This is a genomic window from Komagataeibacter oboediens, assembly GCF_018491655.1.
Taxonomy (GTDB): domain Bacteria; phylum Pseudomonadota; class Alphaproteobacteria; order Acetobacterales; family Acetobacteraceae; genus Komagataeibacter; species Komagataeibacter oboediens.
The window spans coordinates 18941-40083 of the sequence record NZ_JABLUU010000006.1 but is presented as its reverse complement, the minus strand read 5'-3'; the positions used below and the strand labels follow the sequence as shown (position 1 = coordinate 40083).

The window sequence follows — 21143 nt, the reverse complement described above, 5'->3', positions numbered from 1 at the left end:
GCAGCACTCCCCCGACACGTGATCCGTGCCGCCCCTGTGCCCTGTCCCCGCGCTGTTGGCAACCGTCATGCCGCACGGGAATGGAACCCTGCCCGCCCCGGTCCGTTGGACACGTCGAATCTTCCCTCACACCTGCCTGTTTTTCCAACCTGCACGGACCCGCACGCCATCATGAAAAAGACATCACATACCCCTGCCCCCTCCACCACGCATGTCGGAGCAGGCGGCGAAACCCACCAGACCGCGGGCGGTGAAACCCCCGTCATGACCACCCAGCAGGGTGTCGCGGTATCGGATGACCAGAACACCCTGCGCGCGGGCGCCAATGGACCGGCGCTGCTGGAGGATTTCCATTTCCGGGAAAAGATCTTCCATTTCGACCATGAACGCATACCCGAACGCGTGGTCCATGCCCGGGGCTATGGCGCCCACGGGTATTTTGAACTGACCGACAGTCTGGCCGATGTGTGCAAGGCCGATATCTTCCGCAATGTAGGCGAACGCACGCCAGCTTTCGTCCGGTTTTCCACGGTGGCGGGCAACAAGGGGTCGGCAGACGTGGTGCGCGACGTGCGCGGTTTTGCCGTCAAGCTTTATACAAAGCAGGGCAACTGGGACCTTGTGGGCAACAACATCCCTGTCTTTTTCATACAGGATGCCATCAAATTCCCCGATTTCGTCCATGCAGCCAAGCAGGAACCCGACCGTGACTTTCCGCAGGCCCAGACCGCACATGACAATTTCTGGGATTTCGTATCGCTGTCGCCCGAAGCCACGCATATGGTCTGCTGGGCCATGTCCGACCGTGCCATACCGCGGTCCTTCCGCTTCATGGAAGGGTTCGGGGTGCATACCTTCCGCCTGATCGATGACGAAGGGCGCTCGACCTACGTCAAATTCCACTGGAAGCCGAAGCTGGGCCTGCAGTCCGTCGTGTGGAACGAGGCGCTCAAGATCAACGGTGCCGATCCTGATTTTCACCGCCGCGACCTGTGGCAGTCGATCACAAGCGGCAATTTTCCGGAATGGGAACTGGGCGTGCAGCTGTTTGATGACGAGTTTGCCGACAGCTTCCCCTTCGACATCCTCGATCCCACCAAGCTGATCCCGGAGGAACAGGTGCCCGTCCGCCGCGTGGGCCGTCTGGTGCTTGATCGCATGCCCGACAATTTCTTTGCCGAGACCGAACAGGTTGCCTTCTGCACCCAGAATGTCGTGCCCGGCATCGACTTCACCAACGATCCGCTGCTGCAGGGGCGCAATTTCTCCTACCTTGATACCCAGACCAAGCGCCTTGGCGGCCCCAACTTCACGCATATCCCCATAAACGCGCCCAAATGTCCGTTCCACAATTTCCAGCAGGACGGGCACATGGCCATGCACAACCCGAAGGGCCGGGCCAATTACGAACCCAATTCGTGGTCCCAGCCCACCGGTGGCCCGCGTGAAAGCGTGGATGGATACCGGTCTTACCCCGATGCCGTGTCGGGCCAGAAGGTGCGCCAGCGTTCCGAAAGCTTTGCCGACCATTACAGCCAGGCCCGGCAGTTCTTCATCAGCCAGACCCCGGTGGAACAGACGCATATGCGTGACGCATTCGTCTTTGAACTGAGCAAGGTGGAAACCCCCGCCATCCGCGCGCGCATGGTCAGCCACCTGCTGCATGTGGATCGTGGGCTGGCCGAAGCGGTGGCGACGGGGCTGGGCCTGTCGCCCATGCCTGCACCCGCGACGGCGGCGCGGCCCGTGGTCGAGGGGCTGGAGCCATCGCCTGCGCTGAGCATCCTGAAAAGCGGACCGGACAGCTTTGCCGGCCGCAAGCTGGGCATTGTCGTCACGAACGGGGTGGACGCGACCCTGCTGGCCGCCCTGCGCGATGCCGCCGAAAATGCGGATGCCACGGTGGAACTGATCGCGCCCACCGTGGGCGGCCTGAAGGACAGCGCGGGCCACGACCTGACCGCGCAGCAGAAAATCAATGGCGGCCCTTCCGTGCTGTATGACGCCGTTGCCCTGCTGCCGACGGTTGAAGGGGCAAATGTCCTGCGCCACGAAGCCACCATGCGCGACTTCATTTCCGATGCTTTCGCCCATGCCAAGTTCATTGCGCATAACGATGCCGCCGAAATCGTGCTGGCCGCAGCAGGGCTGCACCCCAAGGCACGCGACAACGGCGTGATCGCCATACACAGCGCGCAGGACGCGGCCCGTTTCATCCAGACCTGCGGCGCACTGCGCCTGTGGGAACGTGAAAGCCACGTCCACGCCGTCTGACCCCTTGCCCCCGGCTGCCCCCAACCCCCACAATAAGGAGGCAGCCGGACAGGGTATGCCCGGCATCAGGACAGGCAGAAAGCAGCATCCCATGACCACTGATACCCCGCCGGCCCACCGGCCCCATGTTTCCATCGTGTACTGCACGCAGTGCAACTGGCTGCTGCGGGCGGGATGGATGGCGCAGGAACTGCTGTCCACCTTTGGCGAGGATCTGGGCGGTGTCACCCTGGTCCCCGGCAGCGGTGGCCATTTTGAAATCACCGTTGACGGCCACACCATATGGGAACGCAAGCGCGACGGCGGTTTCCCGGGACCGAAGGAACTGAAACAGCGCGTGCGGGACGTCATCGCCCCCGACCGGGACATGGGCCATATCGACCGTGAAAAAACAGCGCCGCACGACCCGCCGGGCACATTGTAACGTCCCCCCGCCCACACCATACTAACGGGTATGATCACATCATATGCCCCCACCGCCGCGCACGCCGCGGGCAGCCACGACATCCGTCAGGAAGTGGCGCGCCTGCGCAGGCTTGCGACGCTGCTTGATGCAGCCTTCCGCATTCCCGGCACGAAGGCGCGCTGGGGACTGGATACGCTGATCGGGCTTCTGCCCGTAGGCGGGACGGCGCTCATGCTCCTGCCCTCACTTTACATCGTATGGAAAAGCTGGCGTCTGGGGGTGGGCCGCCCCACCCTTGCACGCATGCTGGCCAATGTTGTGGTGGAAGCCGCAGCCGACCTTGTGCCCGTGCTGGGCGATGTATTCGACACCGCCTTCAAGGCGGACCTGCGCAACGTCACCCTGCTGGAACAGCATTTCGGCCTGACCACGCCCGAAATGCCATGATCATGGCGGGGTGCCACGCCCCTTGCGCGGCAGGCCCGATATAAGACACAACATGGCATGATCCGTTTTCTTCCGCACCAGATCCCTGCCCCATATGTCCGGTACACCTGACCATACACTGGCGCTTGCGCTGGACCTGCTGCGTCGGGGGCAGTTCGCCCATGCCCGTTCCATTCTGGAGGACTGCCGTCCCTCCCCGCGTGTTGAAATCCTGCTGGCGCATGCCCATGCGGGCTGCAACCGCGTGCAGGAAGCCGCCCGCCTGCTGTGCCGCCAGGCCGTGGCCAATCCCGGCGCGCGCCATCCGGCACATGATATGCTGGGCCTGCTGCTGCCGCATGACCGGGTGGAAGAAGCCGAGGCAGTGCTGCGCGCCGTCCGCCAGCGCGCGCGACAGGACATCCGCACCCATGACATGCTGGGGGAACTGCTGTTGCAACGCGGCCGGACGGCGGAAGCGCAGGAAGTCCTGGCCGAGGGTCTGGCCCTGTCGCCCGCACAGCTGAGTACCGGCAACCTCATGGCCGTCTGCCTTATGGAACAGGGGGAATTCGCGGCCGCGCACGACCTGCTGTCCTATATTGTGCAGCACCATCCCGACAGCGCCATGACGCAGGCCAACCTTGCCCACCTGCTGGGCGCATGGAACAGGCTGGATGCGGCACTGGCGGCGCATTCCCGCGCACTGGCGCTGCGCCCGGATGATGCGCGGCTGCGCATGAACCATGCACTGGCGCTACTGAAAAGCGGCCGCATGGATGATGGCTGGGCCGAATATGAATGGCGGCGGAAAATGCCGGGCCGCCAGCGCCTGCCCGAACAGCGCATGCTGCCTGTCCTGCCGCCGGATGCCGACCTGCGGGGCCGATCCATCCTGATCACCCGTGAAGGTGGACTGGGGGATATGCTGATGATGCTGCGCTTCGTGCCTGTGCTGGTGGGCATGGGCGCGCGGGTCAGCATTCAGGCCCCCGATACGCTGCATGGCCTGATCCGGCGCATGGGCGGCATCCGGCGTGTATTCAGTGAACGGATATCCCTGCCGCCACATGACTGGCACTGCCCCTTCCTCAGCCTGCCGCATGTCCTGCGCAACACGCCTGGCCATGCGGGAGCCAGCGTGCCCTACCTGCACGCCAGCGCGGAACTGGTGCGGCAGTGGGCGCCATTCCTGCCCATGGGCACGGACCTGCGCGTGGGGCTGGTCTGGGGTGGGGCCAGCCGTCCTGACATTCCCGCAGCCCATGCCATGGACCGCCGACGGTCGATCCCGCTGCGGAAATTCGCACCGCTGGCCGGAATGGCCGGGATCAGTCTGGTCAGCCTGCAGAAAGGTACCTATGCCCGGCAGATGCACGACATGCCCGCGGGCATGCGCCTGTATGACCCGATGGAAAGCGTGCGTGACATGGACGATACGGCCGCGCTGATCGCGGGGCTGGATGTGGTTGTGTCGGTTGATACATCGGTTGCCCATCTGGCGGGGGCGATGGGGTGTCCCGTTATCCTGCTGGACCGGTTCGATAACTGCTGGCGCTGGCTTTCGGGCCGGACAGACAGCCCGTGGTATCCTACCCTGCGTATCATACGCCAGATCCACAGCGGAAAATGGGATGATGTGATCCATCGCCTGTGCAGCATGCTGTCCAAGCGTGACTTCCCTGCCGCACGCCGGGACGATGCCCGCAACCGGCGATAGGGAGCGTCGTTGCTTTTGTGGCTGTTGGCCTCTTTGCATATCTGCGGCTGTTCATGAAACATCCTGCAGACTATGACGCAGCTGTCTGACTGTTACAGCCAGCCCCAAGGTACAAAGTTTCCGGGCGCGGCAGGGATTGCCACCCCTGCCCGGTCCACCCAGCGCAAGCAGGTCAGCCCTGATACACACGCCCCGGCGGCAGCAGTTTGCCGGGATTAAGGATGTGGTGCGGGTCCATGGTATTCTTCAGCGCGCGCATGACGCTCAGTGTGCCCTCGCCATGCTCGGTTTCCAGAAATTCCAGCTTGCCCATGCCTACGCCATGTTCCCCGCTGCAGGATCCACCCAGCGCCAGCGCACGGGACACGATTTTCCGGTCCAGATCCAGCGCGCGCCCGTAGCCCTGGGGTGTATGGTCGGTAATGATCAGGGCGTGGAAATTGCCATCCCCCACATGACCCAGCAGCGGCACGCGCAGGCCGGAACGGGCAATGTCTTCCCGCACACCGGCAATCAGTTCCCCCAGACGGGAAATGGGCACGATGCAGTCGGTAGAAATGACACGCGCGGTCGGTTCGATCGCCTTGGCGGCCCAGAATGCGTCATGCCGCGCCTTCCACAGCCGCGTGCGGTCTTCCGCCGTCTCGGCCCAGGCAAAGGACAGGCCATTATTGGACAGGGCGATCCCCTCGGTCTGGGTCACCTGCTCCGCCACGGCTGCGGGCGCGCCCGCGAATTCAAAGAACAGGGTCGTCAGCGGTTCATATCCCGTCAGGCCGGAATAGCGGATGGATGCCGCCATCTGCACGTCATCCAGCAGTTCAACGCGGCTGATGGGAATGCCGCACTGGATGATTTCAATGGCGGTCTGTATGGCGTCATTCAGGTCGGCAAACTGGCACACGGCTGCGGAAATGGTTTCCGGCCGTCCATGCAGGCGCAACTGCACCTCGGTCACAATTCCCAGCGTGCCTTCCGATCCGACGAACAGGGACGTCAGGTCATACCCGGTGGAGGACTTGCGTACACGGCCACCCGTGCGGATGACTTCCCCCGTTGCCAGCACGACCGTCAGCCCGAGGACATTTTCCTTCATCGTGCCATAGCGCACGGCCGCCGTGCCCGATGCACGGGTTGCGCACATACCACCCAGCGTGGCTTCCCCACCGGGGTCAACCGGGAAGAACAGGCCGGTATCGCGGATCTGTGCATTCAGGGCCTGTCGGGTCAGGCCCGCCTGCACGCGACAGTCCAGATCCTCCGCGTTCACTTCCACGATGTCCGTCATGGCCGACAGGTCAAGGCTTATGGCGTAATCCGCCGGGGTCACGTGTCCTTCCACCGATGTCCCGGCCCCGAAGGCCACGACAGGCACCCGATGGGCATGGCATGCCCGCAGGACAGTGGCGACATCATCCGTCGCTTCGGCAAAGACCACGGCGCCGGGCAGGTTCGCGGCATCCATGGCCTCGCCATGGCTGTGGGCTTCCAGCACCGAGTGGGATGTACTGATCCGCGCCGCCATGCCATTTTCGCGCAGTGTGGACAGCACACTGGCAAGACGGTCGGCTGGGGAAGAAGGGCAATCGGTCATTCGAGGACTCATCCGGACAGAAAACGGCAAAACGCCATTGTAACAACACCGACGCCAATGACCATGCCAACTGCTGCGTTCCCGGCACATGCCCTGCATGACATGAACGGACGCAACGTGCCCATGCCCATGCCCGTGCCCGTGCCCGTGGGGACTGACATCAGACCACCAGGACGTGTCGTCAGTTAATTCCGATGATGACGGAAACGGGTTACACTGCTGCGGGAAATGTTGACTTTAGCCTGGCGAAGAAGCGTTCAATGATGTTTCTGTTTTTGTAGAGCCGGAAGCTGAGTTTCCATGGATCGCGTCGGTTTTTCCTTGACGGGATAACCGGTGTGATCTGCCGTTCTTCGAGCTCTTCGATAAGCGGATCAGCATCATAAGCCCTGTCGGCGATAAAGGCTGCAGGATCGACTTCATCCAGCAGGGGGGCTGCTTCCGTGATATCCGCTCTCTGCCCGGGCGTCAGGGACAGGGCGACCGCCTTTCCTGCGGCACCGACAATGGCGTGGATTTTCGAAGTCAGTCCCCCACGGGACCGCCCGATGGCCTGATCCGCGCCCCTTTTTTACGGGCGCCCGCACTGTGCTGGTGAGCCCGGACAATCGTGCTGTCGATCATCATGCAGTCGTTGTCACGATCGGCGGCCAGCTGCCGGAAAATCCGTTCGATCACGCCGCCTTCGCACCAGCGACGCAGTCGCCGGTGGACGTTTTTCCAGTCCCCGAACCGGGCAGGCAGGTCACGCCGCGGAATGCCGGCACGGTAACGATACAGAACCGCTTCCACAAACAGACGGGTATCGGCAGCCGTTCCGACGACATGGTCTTCACGACCCGGGAGAAGATCTTTTATCCGTTCCCACTGGCTGTCACTCAGGCCATATCGTCGCATTCATTCTCTCCCTGAAAACAGGGAGAAAACATCACAGATCAAACGGGATTACAGGCTTCATCGTGCCAGATGCCAACTGACGACATGCTCTAACCAGCAATACACCCCGTGACCCGCGAAATCGTATCCAGCCGCATCAACATACGTATGGCCCGCACCGCCGCCATGGTGCGGTCGTGCAAGCAGGGCGCCTCAGTCGAACGTTTTCCCGCGCGGGCGCACGATCGGCAGGATATTGCCGGTTACGGCGTAGTACACACGCTCTGAAATATTTGTTGCATGGTCGCCAATACGCTCAAGGTTCTTGGCAATGAACAGCAGGTGCGCACACGGACCAATATTGCGGGGGTCTTCCATCATGTACGTCACCAGTTCACGGAACAGGGAAACATATAGTTCATCCACCGCCGTATCCGAATGCCAGACAAGACGCGCCAGTTCGGGATCACGCTGGTCCATGGCGTCGATGGTACGCCGCAGGTTTTCCTGCACCAGTCGCCCCATGCTGTGCAGTCCCGTCAGTGAGATGGGACATGACAGCAGTTCGTTGCGCATGGCCCGGCGTGCGATGGAAGCCGCGCAGTCCCCGATACGTTCCAGATCGCCCGAGATCTTCAGCGCGACCACGACTTCACGCAGATCGCCCGCCATGGGCGCGCGCAGGGCCAGCAGGCGGATGACCAGTGCCTCGGTCTCACGTTCCAGTTCATCAACCTGCGGGTCCATTTCGGGCGCGTCGAGGGCTGCGACCTCATCATGTTCGACCACGGCGGTAATGGCCTGCGCCACCTGCCGTTCCACCAGCCCACCCATCTGGTTTACCAGCGAACGGAGCTGTTCCAGTTCCTGCTCATAACTCTGGACCGTATGTACGGATTCATGTGGCATCATTACTGCTTTCGCTTTTAGCCGAAGCGGCCGGTAATATAATCCTGGGTGCGTTTGGCGTGCGGCGCGGTGAACATCTTGTCAGCCGTATCCACTTCCACCAGTTCGCCCATGTAGAAAAACGCGACCCGATCCGCGCACCGTGCCGCCTGCTGCAGGTTGTGCGTCACGATGGCAATGGAGAATTCCTGCTTCAGTTCATCCAGCAGTTCCTCGATCCGGGCCGTGGAAATCGGGTCCAGCGCACTGGTCGGTTCATCCAGCAGGATGATTTCAGGGCGCGTTGCAATGGTGCGCGCAATGCACAGCCGCTGCTGCTGACCGCCCGACAGGGCGGCGGCCGATGCACCGAGGCGATCCTTTACTTCGTTCCACAACGCCACGCGCCGCAGCACCCCTTCCACGCGCTGGTCCATATCCGTGCGCGACAGGCGTTCATGCAGCCGCACGCCAAAGGCGATGTTGTCATAAATGGACATGGGAAACGGCGTGGGTTTCTGGAACACCATGCCAATGCGTGAACGCAGCACGTTGACATCCAGGCTGGGGGACAGGATGTTGCGCCCGTCAAACAGGACTTCCCCCGTTGCGCGCTGACCGGGATAAAGGTCATACATCCGGTTGAGGATACGCAGCAGCGTGGACTTGCCACAGCCGGACGGCCCGATCATGCCCGTGACCTGACGCGCGGGAAAATCCAGCGATATGTCCTTCAGCGCATGGTTGCTGCCATACCAGAAGTCCAGGTTGCGTATGGCCAGCGCTAGGGCTGAGGTATCGTGGCCCGTCGTATCATCCATGATAGGTTTGTTCATTATTGTGCAGATCCATTGCGCGTTAGCCACCAGCGGGCCAGGATGTTTGTTGCAAGCACCGCGACAGTAATCAGCAATGCCCCGGTCCATGCCATCTGCACCCAGTCATCATAGGCCGAACCGGCGTACTGGTAGATCGTGACCGGCAGACTGGCCATGGGTTCGTTCAGGTTGGTGGACCAGTTGAGGTTGCCAAGCGAGGTAAACAGCAGGGGCGCAGTCTCGCCCGAGATCCGCGCCAGCGCCAGCAGGATGCCGGTCATGATCCCGCCACGCGCCGAACGCAGGCAGACACTCAGGATCACCCGCCACCCCGGCGCGCCCAGCGCATAGGCCGCTTCACGCATGGCGCGCGGGACAAGACGCAGCATGTCTTCCGTCGTGCGGACGACAATGGGGATGAACAGTACCGCCAGCGCCAGCGTGCCCGCCATGCCGGAAAAATGGCCTGCCGGTTCCACAATGATCAGGTAGATGAACAGACCCACCAGAATGGACGGCACCGACAGCAGCATGTCCGACACGAACCGGACCAGCATGACAATCCGTCCGTCCTGACCGAATTCGGACAGGTAGATCCCCGCCATCATGCCCAACGGCGTGCCGATCAGGGCGGCAAGGCCGGTCTGTTCGCAACTGCCGATAATGGCGTTCGCCAGGCCGCCGCCACTGCCGGGGGATGCCGTGCTGTGCACGAAGGTCGGCAGCGTCAGCCCCCCTGCCCCCTGCGTCACCAGTGTCCACAGGATCGAAAACAGCAGGAACAGTACGACAACCGTCGCCACATTGCACAGCAGGCTGACAAACCGTTCAACCAGCCTGCGCCGCACGGCCATTGCGCCGCCGCGCTGCCATCCACCGGCATCAATGGATTGCGATTGGGGGGCTGACATCATGGCTTTCCTCAGTTCGACACGCCGCGCTGCAGGAAAATGCGCGAGCAGGCCAGGGTGATGAATGAAATGATCATAAGGATCGCACCAAGCGCCAGCAGGGCGGACAGCTTCAGGCTACCGGCCGAGCTTTCGGGAAATTCCAGCGCGATCAGCGAGGCAATGGTGTTACCCGGCGCAAACAGTGACCAGCCAAGGCGGTTGCTGTTGCCAATGACGAAGGTCACGGCCATCGTCTCCCCCAGCGCACGGCCCGTGCCCAGCATGATGCCCCCCATGACCGCCTGCCGCGACCACGGCAGCACGACATCGCGCATCACCTCCCACCGCGTGGCGCCAAGGCCAAAGGCGCTTTCCTTCAGCACGGCGGGAATGGAGACGAATACATCCGTCATGACGGAACAGATGAAGGGCGTGATCATGATGGCCAGGATCAGGCCGCCGGTCAGCAGCCCCGTCCCGTAGGGCGCACCGCGAAACAGCAGGCCCATGCCGGGCACATGGCCAAGGTAATGCGTGGCCACAGGTTCAATGTAATGCGCCATGAACGGCACCACTATGAAAAACCCCCACATGCCGAAGATGATGGAGGGCACCGCCGCCAGAAGCTGCACCGCGGTTTCAATAAACCGCGCCAGCGCCGGAGGAGCCATTTCCACCAGCCAGAAGGCCACGCCAAATGCAAAGGGCACGGCAAAGACAAGCGCGATCAGCGTCGTGACCAGCGTGCCGAAAATGGAGGTCGCGGCACCAAAGTGATCTGAAATCGGGTTCCAGGCCGTGCTGGTGATGAAGCCGGGGCCAAAGGCGGAAAATGCCCGCCACCCCCCACTCACCAGCACGATGATGATACCGGCCATGACAAGCAGGATGAACCATCCGGCCAGGCGGGCGAGCATGCCGAAAACCAGATCACCGAACCACCCGCGCGTATTCGTATCCATTGCAACGCCATCGCGGACCGTAATGGTGGATGGACTTTCCATCATGTAATTCCTGCTGTGTATGACACATCAGCAGCACTAGGCCGCAACATCACGCCGTGGCAATAATAACTTGATCTATTTTGTATGAAGTTTTTATGACACCAGTCACTACATAAATGTCATCCCATGTATATTATGCATGTCATAGAAAGTTCATCTATTTTCGGTTGCGCGGGCACCTGAACTACTGCATAGCACCCGCAGCGGGGTTAAACGGCGCCTTACGGCATTCCCCAGGTAAAACAGACAGGACTCACCCTTATGTTTGAATCCAGCGTTATAGAAATCGATGGCATCTTTGTCGGCATCGTTTTCCACAACAGCCCTGACGAGCCATACAAATTCCGCGCCATGCATGAACGTGTCACGCAGATGGACGGTGACATCCTGCCCACATTCGAAGCGGCCGTAGCCCGGGCCCGCACCCGGTTCCGGACGGGCCGGTACAAGCCCGCCCGCGCCATGGAAGCCACGCGACTGCGGGCGTGAGACATTCCTTTTCCGCCCCGACATGCTGATATATATTTAGCATATATTCAAATATGAATATTATATTAAACCCGAAACTATCCTCTTATATTTTACTTTTTACTTATTTATGGTGCGTGCAACAGTAACTTACTGGTGTATTGTTTCATGCTCCACTTCGCCCCCTATTCGGCATTTTCGATCATCGCACTGGTCGTATGTTTTGCGCTTGTCTGTGTCTTTGAATTCGTAAACGGCTTTCATGACACGGCCAACGCCGTTGCGACCGTTATCTATACCAGGTCACTCAAACCCCGGACCGCCGTGATCTGGTCAGGTTGCATGAATTTTGTCGGTGTCCTGCTGGGCGGAATCAGCGTGGCCTACGGGCTGGTTGAACTGCTGCCGGCGGACGTGCTGTCGCCCCCCAATGGTGATCCAGCCGTGCCGATGCTGATTTCGCTGTTTGGCACGGCGCTGGCGTGGAACCTGTTTACATGGTGGTTCGGCATCCCGAACTCCAGCTCCCACTGTGTGATCGGGGCACTGATCGGAATTGCCATCGGGGATGCGCTGCTGCACACGCGTGACCTGGGCAATAGCGTTGACTGGTCACAGATCTGGAAAATCCTGCGCGCACTGGCCATCTCCCCCCTGCTGGGGCTGATCGGCGCGGGTGGCCTGTATTTCATCATCCGGCACCTTGTCCACGATCCCGAACTGTACCAGCCGCCGCAGGGTGACAGACCGACCCGTGGCTGGGTCCGTGGCCTGCTGATCCTGACCTGCACCGGTGTCAGCTTCTCCCATGGCAGCAACGATGGTCAGAAAAGCATTGGCCTGATCATGCTGACCATTATCGGCATCCTGCCCGCAACCTTTGCCCTTGCCCCCGACAGCACACCGCGCATCCCGCATATTGCCGAATATGCCACCAGCGCCGCACCGCTGATTGAACAGTACGACCATGACGGCCTGCGTGACGAAGCGATTGCGGCGGTTGGCCGCCTGTCCCACACCGATGCGCAGAATGTCGTTCCCTCCGTCCTGCGTGCGGACATGTATGAAGTTGTGGCGGGACTGAAGGCTGTATCCGTCAATCCCTCCGCCTCAACCCATGAGCGCGCGCAGGCTAAGGTGCTCGGTAACCAGATGCGCCCGGTCGTGGAATATGCACCGTGGTGGGTGCGCCTGCTCAGCGCGCTGTGCCTGGGGATCGGCACCATGATCGGCTACAAGCGGATCGTGCATACGCTGGGTGAAAAGATCGGCAATACCCACCTGACACCAGCCCAGGGGGCATCGGCCGAACTGGTGGGTGCCGGGCTGATCGCAACCGCAGGCTATACCGGCCTGCCGGTCAGCACGACACATATCATAACCGCCGGGATCGCGGGCACCATGCTGGGATCGGGATCTGGCATCAACCGTGGCATGCTGGTCAAGATCGCGCTGGCGTGGATATGCACCCTGCCGGTCACCATCACGCTTGCTGCCGGCCTGTTCTATCTGCTGAATTCCTGACATTCACTGAATGGCTGACAAGACGAAACCGGGATCGCATGCCCTGCGGTCCCGGTTTTTTCATGGACAGCGTATATACATTACTATGCCCTGTCTGACTGAGATGTCCCGGTCAGCATCATGTCTGATGAGTATTTTTCAAAAAATAATGCCGCCTTTGGAACAAAGGCGGCATCCGGAAACCGTTTATCTGTATCAGTCCCCAATGTTGAAAAGCATTCAGTATGTCTGCGGCACGATCATGGTCTCGGGCACGGGCTGGCGAATGTAATCAGGACTGAAGACACGTTCGGGCAGGCGTACCTCGGGCTTGCTGACATCATGATAAGGCACCTGTGACAGAAGGTGACTGATACAGTTCAGGCGTGCTTTCTTCTTGTCATCAGCAGGAACGATCCACCATGGTGCTTCGTCAATATTTGAACGTTCCAGCATGATCTCCTTGGCCAGCGTATAGGATTCCCACCGCCGCCGGCTTTCCAGATCCATGGGGCTGAGTTTCCACTGCTTCAGCGGATCTTCCATGCGGGCGCGGAAGCGCAGTTCCTGTTCGTCATCGGAAATGGAAAACCAGTATTTGACAATCTGTATTCCGCTACGCACCAGCATCCGTTCGAATTCGGGCACGGAGCGGAAGAACTCCTCATACTCATCATCCGTACAGAAATTCATGACCCGCTCAACGCCCGCGCGGTTATACCAGCTACGGTCAAACAGCACGATTTCCCCCGCCGCCGGCAGGTGGCTGACGTAACGCTGGAAATACCACTGCGTCCGTTCGCGGTCATTAGGGGCAGGAAGGGCCGCAACACGGCATATGCGCGGGTTCAGGCGCTGGGTAATGCGCTTGATCACGCCGCCCTTGCCCGCCGCGTCCCGTCCTTCACAGATTACCACCAGCCTGTGCCCGGTTTCCTTGACCCAGTCCTGCAGCTTGACCAGTTCCCCCTGCAGGGTCAGCAGTTCGCGGAAATACGCCCGTCTGAAATCAGGCGTGCCCTTATCCCTGTCCGAACCCAGGCGGACATCATCCAGTTCCAGCTCTATTTCTTCATCAATATCGTCCAGTACCTCCTCTCGCAGGCGGTTCCGTTCCCACGATGCTGCATCGCTGCCGGGGATTTCGGTCATGTCGGGGTCTTCTCCATCTGTTTTCCTGATTACATTACGGGCGGAAGAAAATCAGAATTCATCATGGATGTAGGCTTCATCTTCCTCCACTAGTTCAGGAACCGGTGCGGGAGGGGTCTGCCTGGCCTGGCCCCGTGTATCCTTCCACACCAGAACAACGGCGGATCGCCATTCTTCATGGATCTGCGGCGATTTCGGTTCGGAATCCGGTTTCATGATATCCATTCCTGTACATGCGCCTATTCAGACCATAGGCATGCAGAGATATAGGACAGCCCACGGCGTATAATATGAATATTTGATGAAATTAGAAATCAACCAAACATAAAAGAAAATATCTATATGTTTTATATTGTTTAATTATCAATTATAAATGGCATAATTTAATGAATTACAAGTATAGTCAGGGAACCTTAAGATAGGATGGATGCATAAGAATTCCAGTGTTGTCTTTTTTTTTAAATAACCTTTTCCGAAGCTTTTTGAAAAAAGCTTCACCAAAGACTTTCCGGGGGTTTAAGAGGAATTTCAAGGTGGTTTTCTGCCATTACCCCACGCAGGCTATAAACAGCGCCATTGTCACCACCGACACCACGGCGCTCAGGAACAGGGTGGACGCGGCTTCCTGTTCATCTGTCCCGAACCGTACGGCAAGAATGACCACAACCGTTCCCACCGGAATGGACAGCGACAGGACGGCCGTCCGGATAACCTCATGCGACAGGCCCAGCAGGGTCAGCAGCAGCCATGATACAGCCGGTATGACAATATTACGGACCGCCACAGTGACAACAACCGGCAACGTCACCGATACCCGCTGCAGGAACAGGACAATACCAGACGCAAACAGCGCCACCCCCGCCGCCGTATTACCCAGCAGTTCCCCGGCGTTCAGGAGTGATTTCGGCAGGTGAATGCCCGATACCACCAGCAGGGTCGCAACAATCGGGGCCCACACGATCGGTTCGCGGAATGACGCGATGATCTGCGGCACAAGCCGGGCCTGCTCCGACGGTCCCTTATGCGCACTTTTGGCCAGCATGACCATGCAGACCGGCGTCTGGACCAGCACCATGGCAAATACGGCCGACGAAATCGCGACGGCGGTGCTGGCATGGCCCACCAGTACCGGCAGCATGGCCGACCCGATAAAGGGAACCGACGGCGCCCCCATCGCCAGTCCCTGCAGGGTGGCTGTCGCGGCATCCCGCCGGAACACATGACGCGACAGGCCATATGCCACGCCAAAACTGCCGCACATAATCAGGAACACGGATGCCGCCAGCGGCAACTGCCCCGCAAGAATGGTACGCGGCATCCCCGCAATCCCGACAAACAGGTTGAGGGGAAAGGCATACTGCATGACCATCCGGTTGAGGACCGATACCTGCTCCCCCGTAAAATCATGGTGCCATCCGGCACGATACCCCAGCAGGAAAACCACGATGAGGGGCAGCATGGCGGCAATGATGGTGGAAAGCATGACAGCGAGACGACCCTGTAGCTGAGAAATCAGGCGCAGCAGGGATTACCCGGCATGCATGATGAAAGAAAACCGCCGGATTCACCGGCGACCGTAACGATCAGGCACATGCCCTGTTCCCGGACGTCATTCCCATGGAAATGTCGCGATGGCGGACGGGTGAAAAGAAGACATGCCCAAATATTTTGAGAATAAGAATTATCATTATTAATGCACTGATATATAATAATTTTTGATTTACAACTCCAGGTTACATTCAATATATCGTATCCTGCACCATATATGACAGCGAGTCACGCCATGCCGATCAAAGATCCCAAGGTTATCGAACACCTGAACACGCAGCTGACGAACGAGCTGACGGCCATCAACCAGTATTACCTGCATGCCCGCACGCTGCGCCACTGGGGCGTGACCCTGCTGGGCAAGAAGGAATATGAGGAATCGATCGAGGAAATGCGCCACGCCGACTGGCTGATCGAGCGCATCCTGTATCTGGGTGGCCTGCCCAACGTGCAGCGCTACAACCAGATCCTAGTGGGACAGGACGTGGAGGAAATCCTCAAATGCGACCTGAAGCTTGAGGAAAAGGCCATTGGCGACCTGCGCGAAGGCATCGCCTACTGCGAAAGCGTGCGCGACTTCGTCTCCCGCGACCTGCTGCTCAAGATCCTGGTCAATGAGGAAGAACATGAGGACTTCCTCGACCGTCAGTTCGACCTGATCCGTCAGGTCGGGATCGAGCGTTACATCCAGCTCAACTCCGCCCCTGCCCCCGATCAGGAATAACCGGGGAAACCGGGCCACGCTTTCCTTACGGGAAGTGTGGCCGGCCTATGGCTGCCCCGCCCATCGGCCGCGGGGCAGCGTTCCGGCCAGAAACAGTTCCACAGCCTGATCGATATGGTGGCGCGTGGCATCATCCAGCCTTGCCGCGACCAGCCCCAGAACTGCCTGCTGGAACGGGTACTGGATTACCGCAGCCGTTAGGTAATCCGCCGCGAAACCGATATCGTCAATTTCGATTTCCCCTTTGCGCACACCTTCGTGCAGGACATCACCAATCAGGCCGGCAGCCCTGCGGGCGCCGTGTGAATGAATATTGCGGGCAAGGGCCGGAAACTGCCGGCTTTCGGCGGATACCACGCGGTACATCCCCACGCTGCGGTCCGTCAGCAGCCAGTCCAGCAGCAGCGTGCAGACTGAAACAAGCCGCGACCGGATATCCCCGTCGGCTGGCATCAGCAGCGCCAGCGCATCCAGCCGCACGTCAATCGTGGCGCTGACGGCGGCTTCAAACAGTACGGCCTTGCTGCGGTACCGTGCGTACAGGGTACGTTTCGTAACCCCCGCCGCATCCGCCACCATGTCTACGCTGGTCGCCCTGAATCCCTGATCGAAGAACAGCCGGACGGCTTCCTCCAGAATCCGTTCGGACAATGTCGCGGCCTCCGCAATGGACGGGCGTCCCATACGACCGGGACGAGTGTGTTCCTTGCCTGGCATCCTGCTGCTGCTTTCCTTCTGCACTGACGACCGGCCCCGTTACACGGGCCGCGCATAACGCACACATGGCATATGCCAGAGTGTAAAATACACCGTACGGGATATTTTTCGGGTTGCTTTCTTTTTTAAATTTAAAATACACTTATGCGTATACATATTAGAATTCCCAATATCTTCCGCCTTCCCTGCAGCCCGGGTGTGATTTTTCCGTCGAAAAGTTCAGATATCCGCCTCTGGATCAATGCATGACCTTACTTTTTCATCGCATATACCCCGTAACGGCAGGGCTGCCCGTGTTGACCTTTGAGGAAAGATTCATGATCGCGTCATTTCATTTGCATACGACCTGCGCGGGACAGCCGGAAGGTGCCGCAGCATGAAGTGGCGTGATGCAGCGATTGGCGCGGGTGTTGCCGTAATCGTGGCGGCTGGTGGGGCGGGATGGTATGTCGTCCAGCACCGCGGCGACCTGCCCGCGGGCCTGGCATGCGCCAACGGACGGCTGGAACTGGCCCGCATTGATGTGGCGGTCAAGTATCCCGGCCGTATCACCGAACTGGATTTCCATGAAGGGGATACGGTCGCCAGCGGCCAGGTTCTGGCGCGTGAGGACGATACCACCGCGCGTGCACAGGTCGATGCGGCCCGCGCGCGCCTGCGTGCAGCACAGGCCGACGTCGCCCGCGCGGGAGCGGAACATGACGCGCGCCTGTCGGCCCAGCATCTTGCCCAGCTTGACCTTGACCATGCCCGCACCATGTTCCGCCAGCATCTGGTATCCGACATGGAAGTTTCGCAGCACCAGACAAACCTCGACACCACGACTGCCGCCGCCGATGCAGCAGGCCGGGCCGTGGACGCAGCACAGGCGGCCGTGGATGCCGCGCAGGCGCAGGTGACGGAAGCGGCCTCCGCCGATGATGACATGACGATCCGCGCACCGGTGGCGGGCCGGATCGAATACCGCATCGTGGAAAAGGGCGCCGTGCTGCCCGGCGGCGGGCGCGTGGCCTCGCTGCTGGACCCGACGGACATGTACCTGACCATTTTCTTCCCCTCGCAGCAGGCCGGACGGCTGCGCGTGGGGGATCAGGCGCGTATTGCACTTGACGCCCTGCACCAGCAGGTAATCCCGGCCACGATCTCCTTCATCTCGCCCGAAGCGCAGTTCACGCCCAAATATGTCGAAACCGCAACCGAGCGGGACAAGCTGGTCTATCGGGTAAAACTGCGTGTCTCCCCCGAAACGGCCCGACACTATGGCGACGTGCTGAAATCGGGCATGACAGGCGACGGGTATGTGCGCACCGACCCGTCCGCCCGCTGGCCCGCGACACTTGATGTAGCCGATGCCCCGCAATGAGCGCCGATACGCCGCATAACCCGGCGGGCATCACCATTGCGGGGGTTACGCACCGCTATGGCACGGTCACGGCGCTGGATGACGTGACGCTCGACCTGCCTGCGGGCACCACCATCGGTCTTGTCGGGCCGGATGGGGTGGGCAAGTCCACCCTGCTGGGCCTGATCGCGGGGGTGCGGCGGCTGCAGGCCGGCACGCTGAACGTACTGGGGTCGGATATGGGGGACCGCCGCGCGCGTGAGGCGTTCCTGCCACGTGTCGCTTTCATGCCGCAGGGGCTGGGCCGCAACCTGTACCCCACGCTGTCTGTCTGGGAAAACATCGATTTCTTCGCCCGCCTGTTCGGGCTGGACGCGCAGGCGCGTGACGCGCGCATCCAGCGCCTGCTGGACGCCACGGGCCTGGCCCCCTTCCCCGACCGGGCGGCAGGCCATCTGTCGGGTGGCATGAAACAGAAGGTCAGCCTGTGCTGCGCGCTGGTGCATGACCCCGACCTGCTGATCCTGGATGAACCGACCACGGGCGTCGATCCGCTGTCACGCCAGCAGTTCTGGACACTGGTGGACCAGCTGCGCAAGGAACGGCCGTCCATGACGGTCATCGTCTCCACCGCGTATATGGATGAGGCGGAGCGGTTTTCGTGGCTGGTGGCCATGGATGGCGGCAGGGTCCTGATCAGTGACCGGACCCATAGCGTGCTGGAACGCACGCACACCACATCACTGGAAGATGCCTACATATCGCTGCTGCCCGATAACAAGCGCCAGCAGGCCAGCGGTTTCGTCATCCCGCCCTATACCGATCCCGGCGGGCCGCCCGCCATTGAGGCCGAACACCTGACCCGCCGCTTTGGCAGTTTCACGGCGGTCAGCGATGTCAGCTTCACCATCAGCCGGGGCGAGATTTTCGGCTTCCTCGGCTCCAACGGCTGCGGCAAGTCCACGACCATGAAGATGCTGACCGGTCTGCTGGACGTGACCAGCGGCACGGCAAAGCTGTTCGGGGAACAGATCACGGCGGGCGACATGAAAACCCGCATGCGCATCGGCTACATGTCGCAGGCGTTTTCGCTGTATGAGGAACTGACCGTGCGGCAGAACCTCATGCTGCAGGCGCGGCTGTACCGCATGCCCGCAGGCAGCGCCGCGCAGGCGGTCGAACAGTCGCTTGATTCGTTTGAACTGCGCCCCTATGCCGATGTCAGCCCCGCATCCCTGCCGCTGGGTATCCGCCAGCGACTGCAACTGGCGGCGGCATGCATCAACAACCCCGAAATCCTGATCCTTGACGAACCGACCTCGGGCGTGGACCCCGCCGCGCGCGACATGTTCTGGCGGCACCTGATCCGCCTGTCACGTGAAGGGCATGTGACAATTTTCGTGTCCACCCACTTCATGAACGAAGCGGCGCGGTGTGACCGGATCTCGCTCATGCACCGGGGGCACGTTCTGGCGGTCGGCACGCCGGCCGAACTGGTCAAGAAACGCGGGGCGCCGAATCTGGAAGCGGCCTTCATCGCCTATCTGGAAGATGCCGAGGCCGCGACCGACGCGCAGACCCCGCCGCCAAAACCGGCCACGCCCACGCGCGCATGGTGGCACGGCGTCAGCAGCACGCTGGCCACCCGCCTTGGCCGGGTGGGCGGAAGCTGGCTGCCACGGGCATGGGCCTTCGCCCGGCGCGAGGCAGTCGAACTGCTGCGCGACCGGCTGCGCCTGACCTTCGCGCTGCTCGGGCCGCTGATCCTGCTGGTGGTTGCGGCATCCAGCATTTCGTTCGATGTGGAAGGGGTCGGCTTTACCGTCAGCGACCATGACCGGACCACCATCAGCCGCCAGCTGATCGACAGTTTCCGCGGCTCGGCCTATTTCCATGAACGAGCCCCCGTGGCCGATGCCGATACGCTGGACCGCGCTATCCGCAACGGGCGCGTCCAGCTGGCGCTGGATATTCCCGCAGGCTTCGCGCGCGACATGGAAGCGGGACGCAGGCCGGAAGTGGGTGTGATCATTGATGGCGCGGTTCCCTTCCTTGCGGCAAATGTGCGCGCCTATGTCACCGGCGTACTTGGGGGATATGCGTCCACGCTGGGGCAGGAACTGCCACGGGGACCGGCAACACCCATCACGATCGAGCCGCGTTTTTCCTATAATCAGGAATTCCGCAGCATTTACGCCATGACCCCCGGCGTCATCATGCTGGCGCTGATCCTGATCCCGACCATGCTGACCGCGCTGGGCGTGGTGCGTGAAAAGGAGGTGGGGTCGATCGTCAACCTGTATGCCTCCCCCGCATCGGTCGGGCAGTACCTCATGGGCAAGCAGGCGCCGTATGTGGCGCTGGCGACGATCAGCTATTTCATGCTGGTGGCGGTGGCCGTGATCATCATGGGCGTGCCGCTGAAGGGCTCGCTGCTGGCGCTGACGGTGGGGGGTGTTTTGTTCGTGCTGTCGGCCACCGGGCTTGGCCTGCTGATCTCGACCTTTGTCAGTTCGCAGGTCGCAGCCATTTTCGGCACGTCCATCATCTGCCTGATCCCGGCGGTCAATTTTTCGGGGCTGCTATATCCCGCGTCAACACTGACAGGGATCAGCCGCATCGTGGGACTGGGCTTTCCGGCATCATGGTACCAGCTGATCAGCCTTGGCTGTTTTACCAAGGGCCTGGGGATCAGCAGCTTCTGGCCCATGTATCTCGCGTTGGCTGCCTTCGGGGCCGTCTATATGCTGGCGGCCCGCCTGCTGCTGAAAAAACAGGAAGCATGACGGC

General features: G+C 60.7%; 18 protein-coding genes and 1 pseudogene. 9 read left to right on the top strand and 10 right to left on the bottom strand.

The features are described from left to right. The first annotated feature begins 171 nt into the window (after nt 1-171). The 4 genes from HNO79_RS07040 to HNO79_RS07025 all read left to right on the top strand — a co-directional run bounded on the left by HNO79_RS07040 (nt 172) and on the right by HNO79_RS07025 (nt 4826). On the top strand, nt 172-2274 hold the full coding sequence (locus HNO79_RS07040) for a catalase (protein ID WP_214165047.1): 2103 nt from the start codon (nt 172-174) through the stop codon (nt 2272-2274). A 91-nt stretch (nt 2275-2365) separates the two neighbouring features. Further along, the gene (locus HNO79_RS07035; protein WP_214165046.1) at nt 2366-2698 is read left to right on the top strand and encodes a SelT/SelW/SelH family protein; all 333 of its coding nucleotides are present in this window, start codon (nt 2366-2368) and stop codon (nt 2696-2698) included. 30 nt (nt 2699-2728) lie between these two features. Continuing rightward, nucleotides 2729-3127, top strand: a complete 399-nt coding sequence (locus tag HNO79_RS07030; protein ID WP_200409794.1) for a DUF4112 domain-containing protein — start codon at nt 2729-2731, stop codon at nt 3125-3127. Between the two features lie 94 nt (nt 3128-3221). After that, a complete protein-coding gene (locus HNO79_RS07025; RefSeq protein WP_214165045.1) occupies nt 3222-4826 on the top strand; it encodes a tetratricopeptide repeat protein in 1605 nt (534 codons plus the stop codon). A gap of 172 nt (nt 4827-4998) precedes the next feature. On the opposite strand, the gene HNO79_RS07020 is transcribed toward HNO79_RS07025, so the two are convergent. From HNO79_RS07020 to pstC, 6 genes and pseudogenes are all read right to left on the bottom strand, one after another. Next, on the bottom strand, nt 4999-6420 hold the full coding sequence (locus HNO79_RS07020) for an FAD-binding oxidoreductase (RefSeq protein ID WP_200409792.1): 1422 nt from the start codon (nt 6418-6420) through the stop codon (nt 4999-5001). A gap of 235 nt (nt 6421-6655) precedes the next feature. After that, nucleotides 6656-7317: pseudogene (locus HNO79_RS07015) on the bottom strand (IS5 family transposase); the annotation flags it as partial. Between the two features lie 192 nt (nt 7318-7509). Beyond that, on the bottom strand, nt 7510-8205 hold the full coding sequence (gene phoU / locus HNO79_RS07010; RefSeq protein ID WP_029329775.1) for a phosphate signaling complex protein PhoU: 696 nt from the start codon (nt 8203-8205) through the stop codon (nt 7510-7512). 17 nt (nt 8206-8222) lie between these two features. Further along, nucleotides 8223-9020, bottom strand: coding sequence for a phosphate ABC transporter ATP-binding protein PstB (pstB, locus tag HNO79_RS07005; RefSeq protein ID WP_010517153.1), 798 nt, complete (start codon nt 9018-9020; stop codon nt 8223-8225). Beyond that, entirely contained in the window at nt 9020-9916 is an 897-nt protein-coding gene (gene pstA, locus HNO79_RS07000; RefSeq protein ID WP_110507717.1) for a phosphate ABC transporter permease PstA, read from the bottom strand. The genes pstB and pstA overlap by 1 nt, the downstream gene beginning before the upstream one ends. A gap of 8 nt (nt 9917-9924) precedes the next feature. After that, the gene (gene pstC / locus HNO79_RS06995; RefSeq protein ID WP_010517157.1) at nt 9925-10902 is read right to left on the bottom strand and encodes a phosphate ABC transporter permease subunit PstC; all 978 of its coding nucleotides are present in this window, start codon (nt 10900-10902) and stop codon (nt 9925-9927) included. Nucleotides 10903-11160: 258 nt separating this feature from the next. Here pstC and HNO79_RS06990 point away from each other — a divergent pair, with 258 nt between their 5' ends. Further along, nucleotides 11161-11388, top strand: a complete 228-nt coding sequence (locus HNO79_RS06990; RefSeq protein WP_110507716.1) for a hypothetical protein — start codon at nt 11161-11163, stop codon at nt 11386-11388. 147 nt (nt 11389-11535) lie between these two features. After that, the gene (locus HNO79_RS06985; RefSeq protein ID WP_048857127.1) at nt 11536-12891 is read left to right on the top strand and encodes an inorganic phosphate transporter; all 1356 of its coding nucleotides are present in this window, start codon (nt 11536-11538) and stop codon (nt 12889-12891) included. Nucleotides 12892-13110: 219 nt separating this feature from the next. On the opposite strand, the gene ppk2 is transcribed toward HNO79_RS06985, so the two are convergent. The 3 genes from ppk2 to HNO79_RS06970 all read right to left on the bottom strand — a co-directional run bounded on the left by ppk2 (nt 13111) and on the right by HNO79_RS06970 (nt 15505). Beyond that, the gene (ppk2, locus tag HNO79_RS06980; protein ID WP_110507714.1) at nt 13111-14022 is read right to left on the bottom strand and encodes a polyphosphate kinase 2; all 912 of its coding nucleotides are present in this window, start codon (nt 14020-14022) and stop codon (nt 13111-13113) included. A 51-nt stretch (nt 14023-14073) separates the two neighbouring features. Beyond that, entirely contained in the window at nt 14074-14238 is a 165-nt protein-coding gene (locus HNO79_RS06975) for a hypothetical protein (RefSeq protein ID WP_214165132.1), read from the bottom strand. 331 nt (nt 14239-14569) lie between these two features. Next, complete coding sequence (locus tag HNO79_RS06970) at nt 14570-15505, bottom strand: AEC family transporter (protein ID WP_010516051.1); 936 nt, start codon at nt 15503-15505, stop codon at nt 14570-14572. Between the two features lie 300 nt (nt 15506-15805). Here HNO79_RS06970 and bfr point away from each other — a divergent pair, with 300 nt between their 5' ends. After that, a complete protein-coding gene (gene bfr / locus HNO79_RS06965) occupies nt 15806-16294 on the top strand; it encodes a bacterioferritin (protein WP_010516049.1) in 489 nt (162 codons plus the stop codon). A gap of 45 nt (nt 16295-16339) precedes the next feature. On the opposite strand, the gene HNO79_RS06960 is transcribed toward bfr, so the two are convergent. After that, the gene (locus HNO79_RS06960; protein WP_244987452.1) at nt 16340-17011 is read right to left on the bottom strand and encodes a TetR/AcrR family transcriptional regulator; all 672 of its coding nucleotides are present in this window, start codon (nt 17009-17011) and stop codon (nt 16340-16342) included. A 376-nt stretch (nt 17012-17387) separates the two neighbouring features. On the opposite strand from HNO79_RS06960, the gene HNO79_RS06955 reads away from it, so the two are divergent. Then, nucleotides 17388-18374, top strand: a complete 987-nt coding sequence (locus HNO79_RS06955) for an HlyD family secretion protein (protein ID WP_214165043.1) — start codon at nt 17388-17390, stop codon at nt 18372-18374. Continuing rightward, nucleotides 18371-21139: a ribosome-associated ATPase/putative transporter RbbA gene (rbbA, locus tag HNO79_RS06950; protein WP_214165042.1), complete on the top strand. Its 2769-nt coding sequence runs from the start codon at nt 18371-18373 to the stop codon at nt 21137-21139. The genes HNO79_RS06955 and rbbA overlap by 4 nt, the downstream gene beginning before the upstream one ends. Nucleotides 21140-21143: the final 4 nt, after the last annotated feature.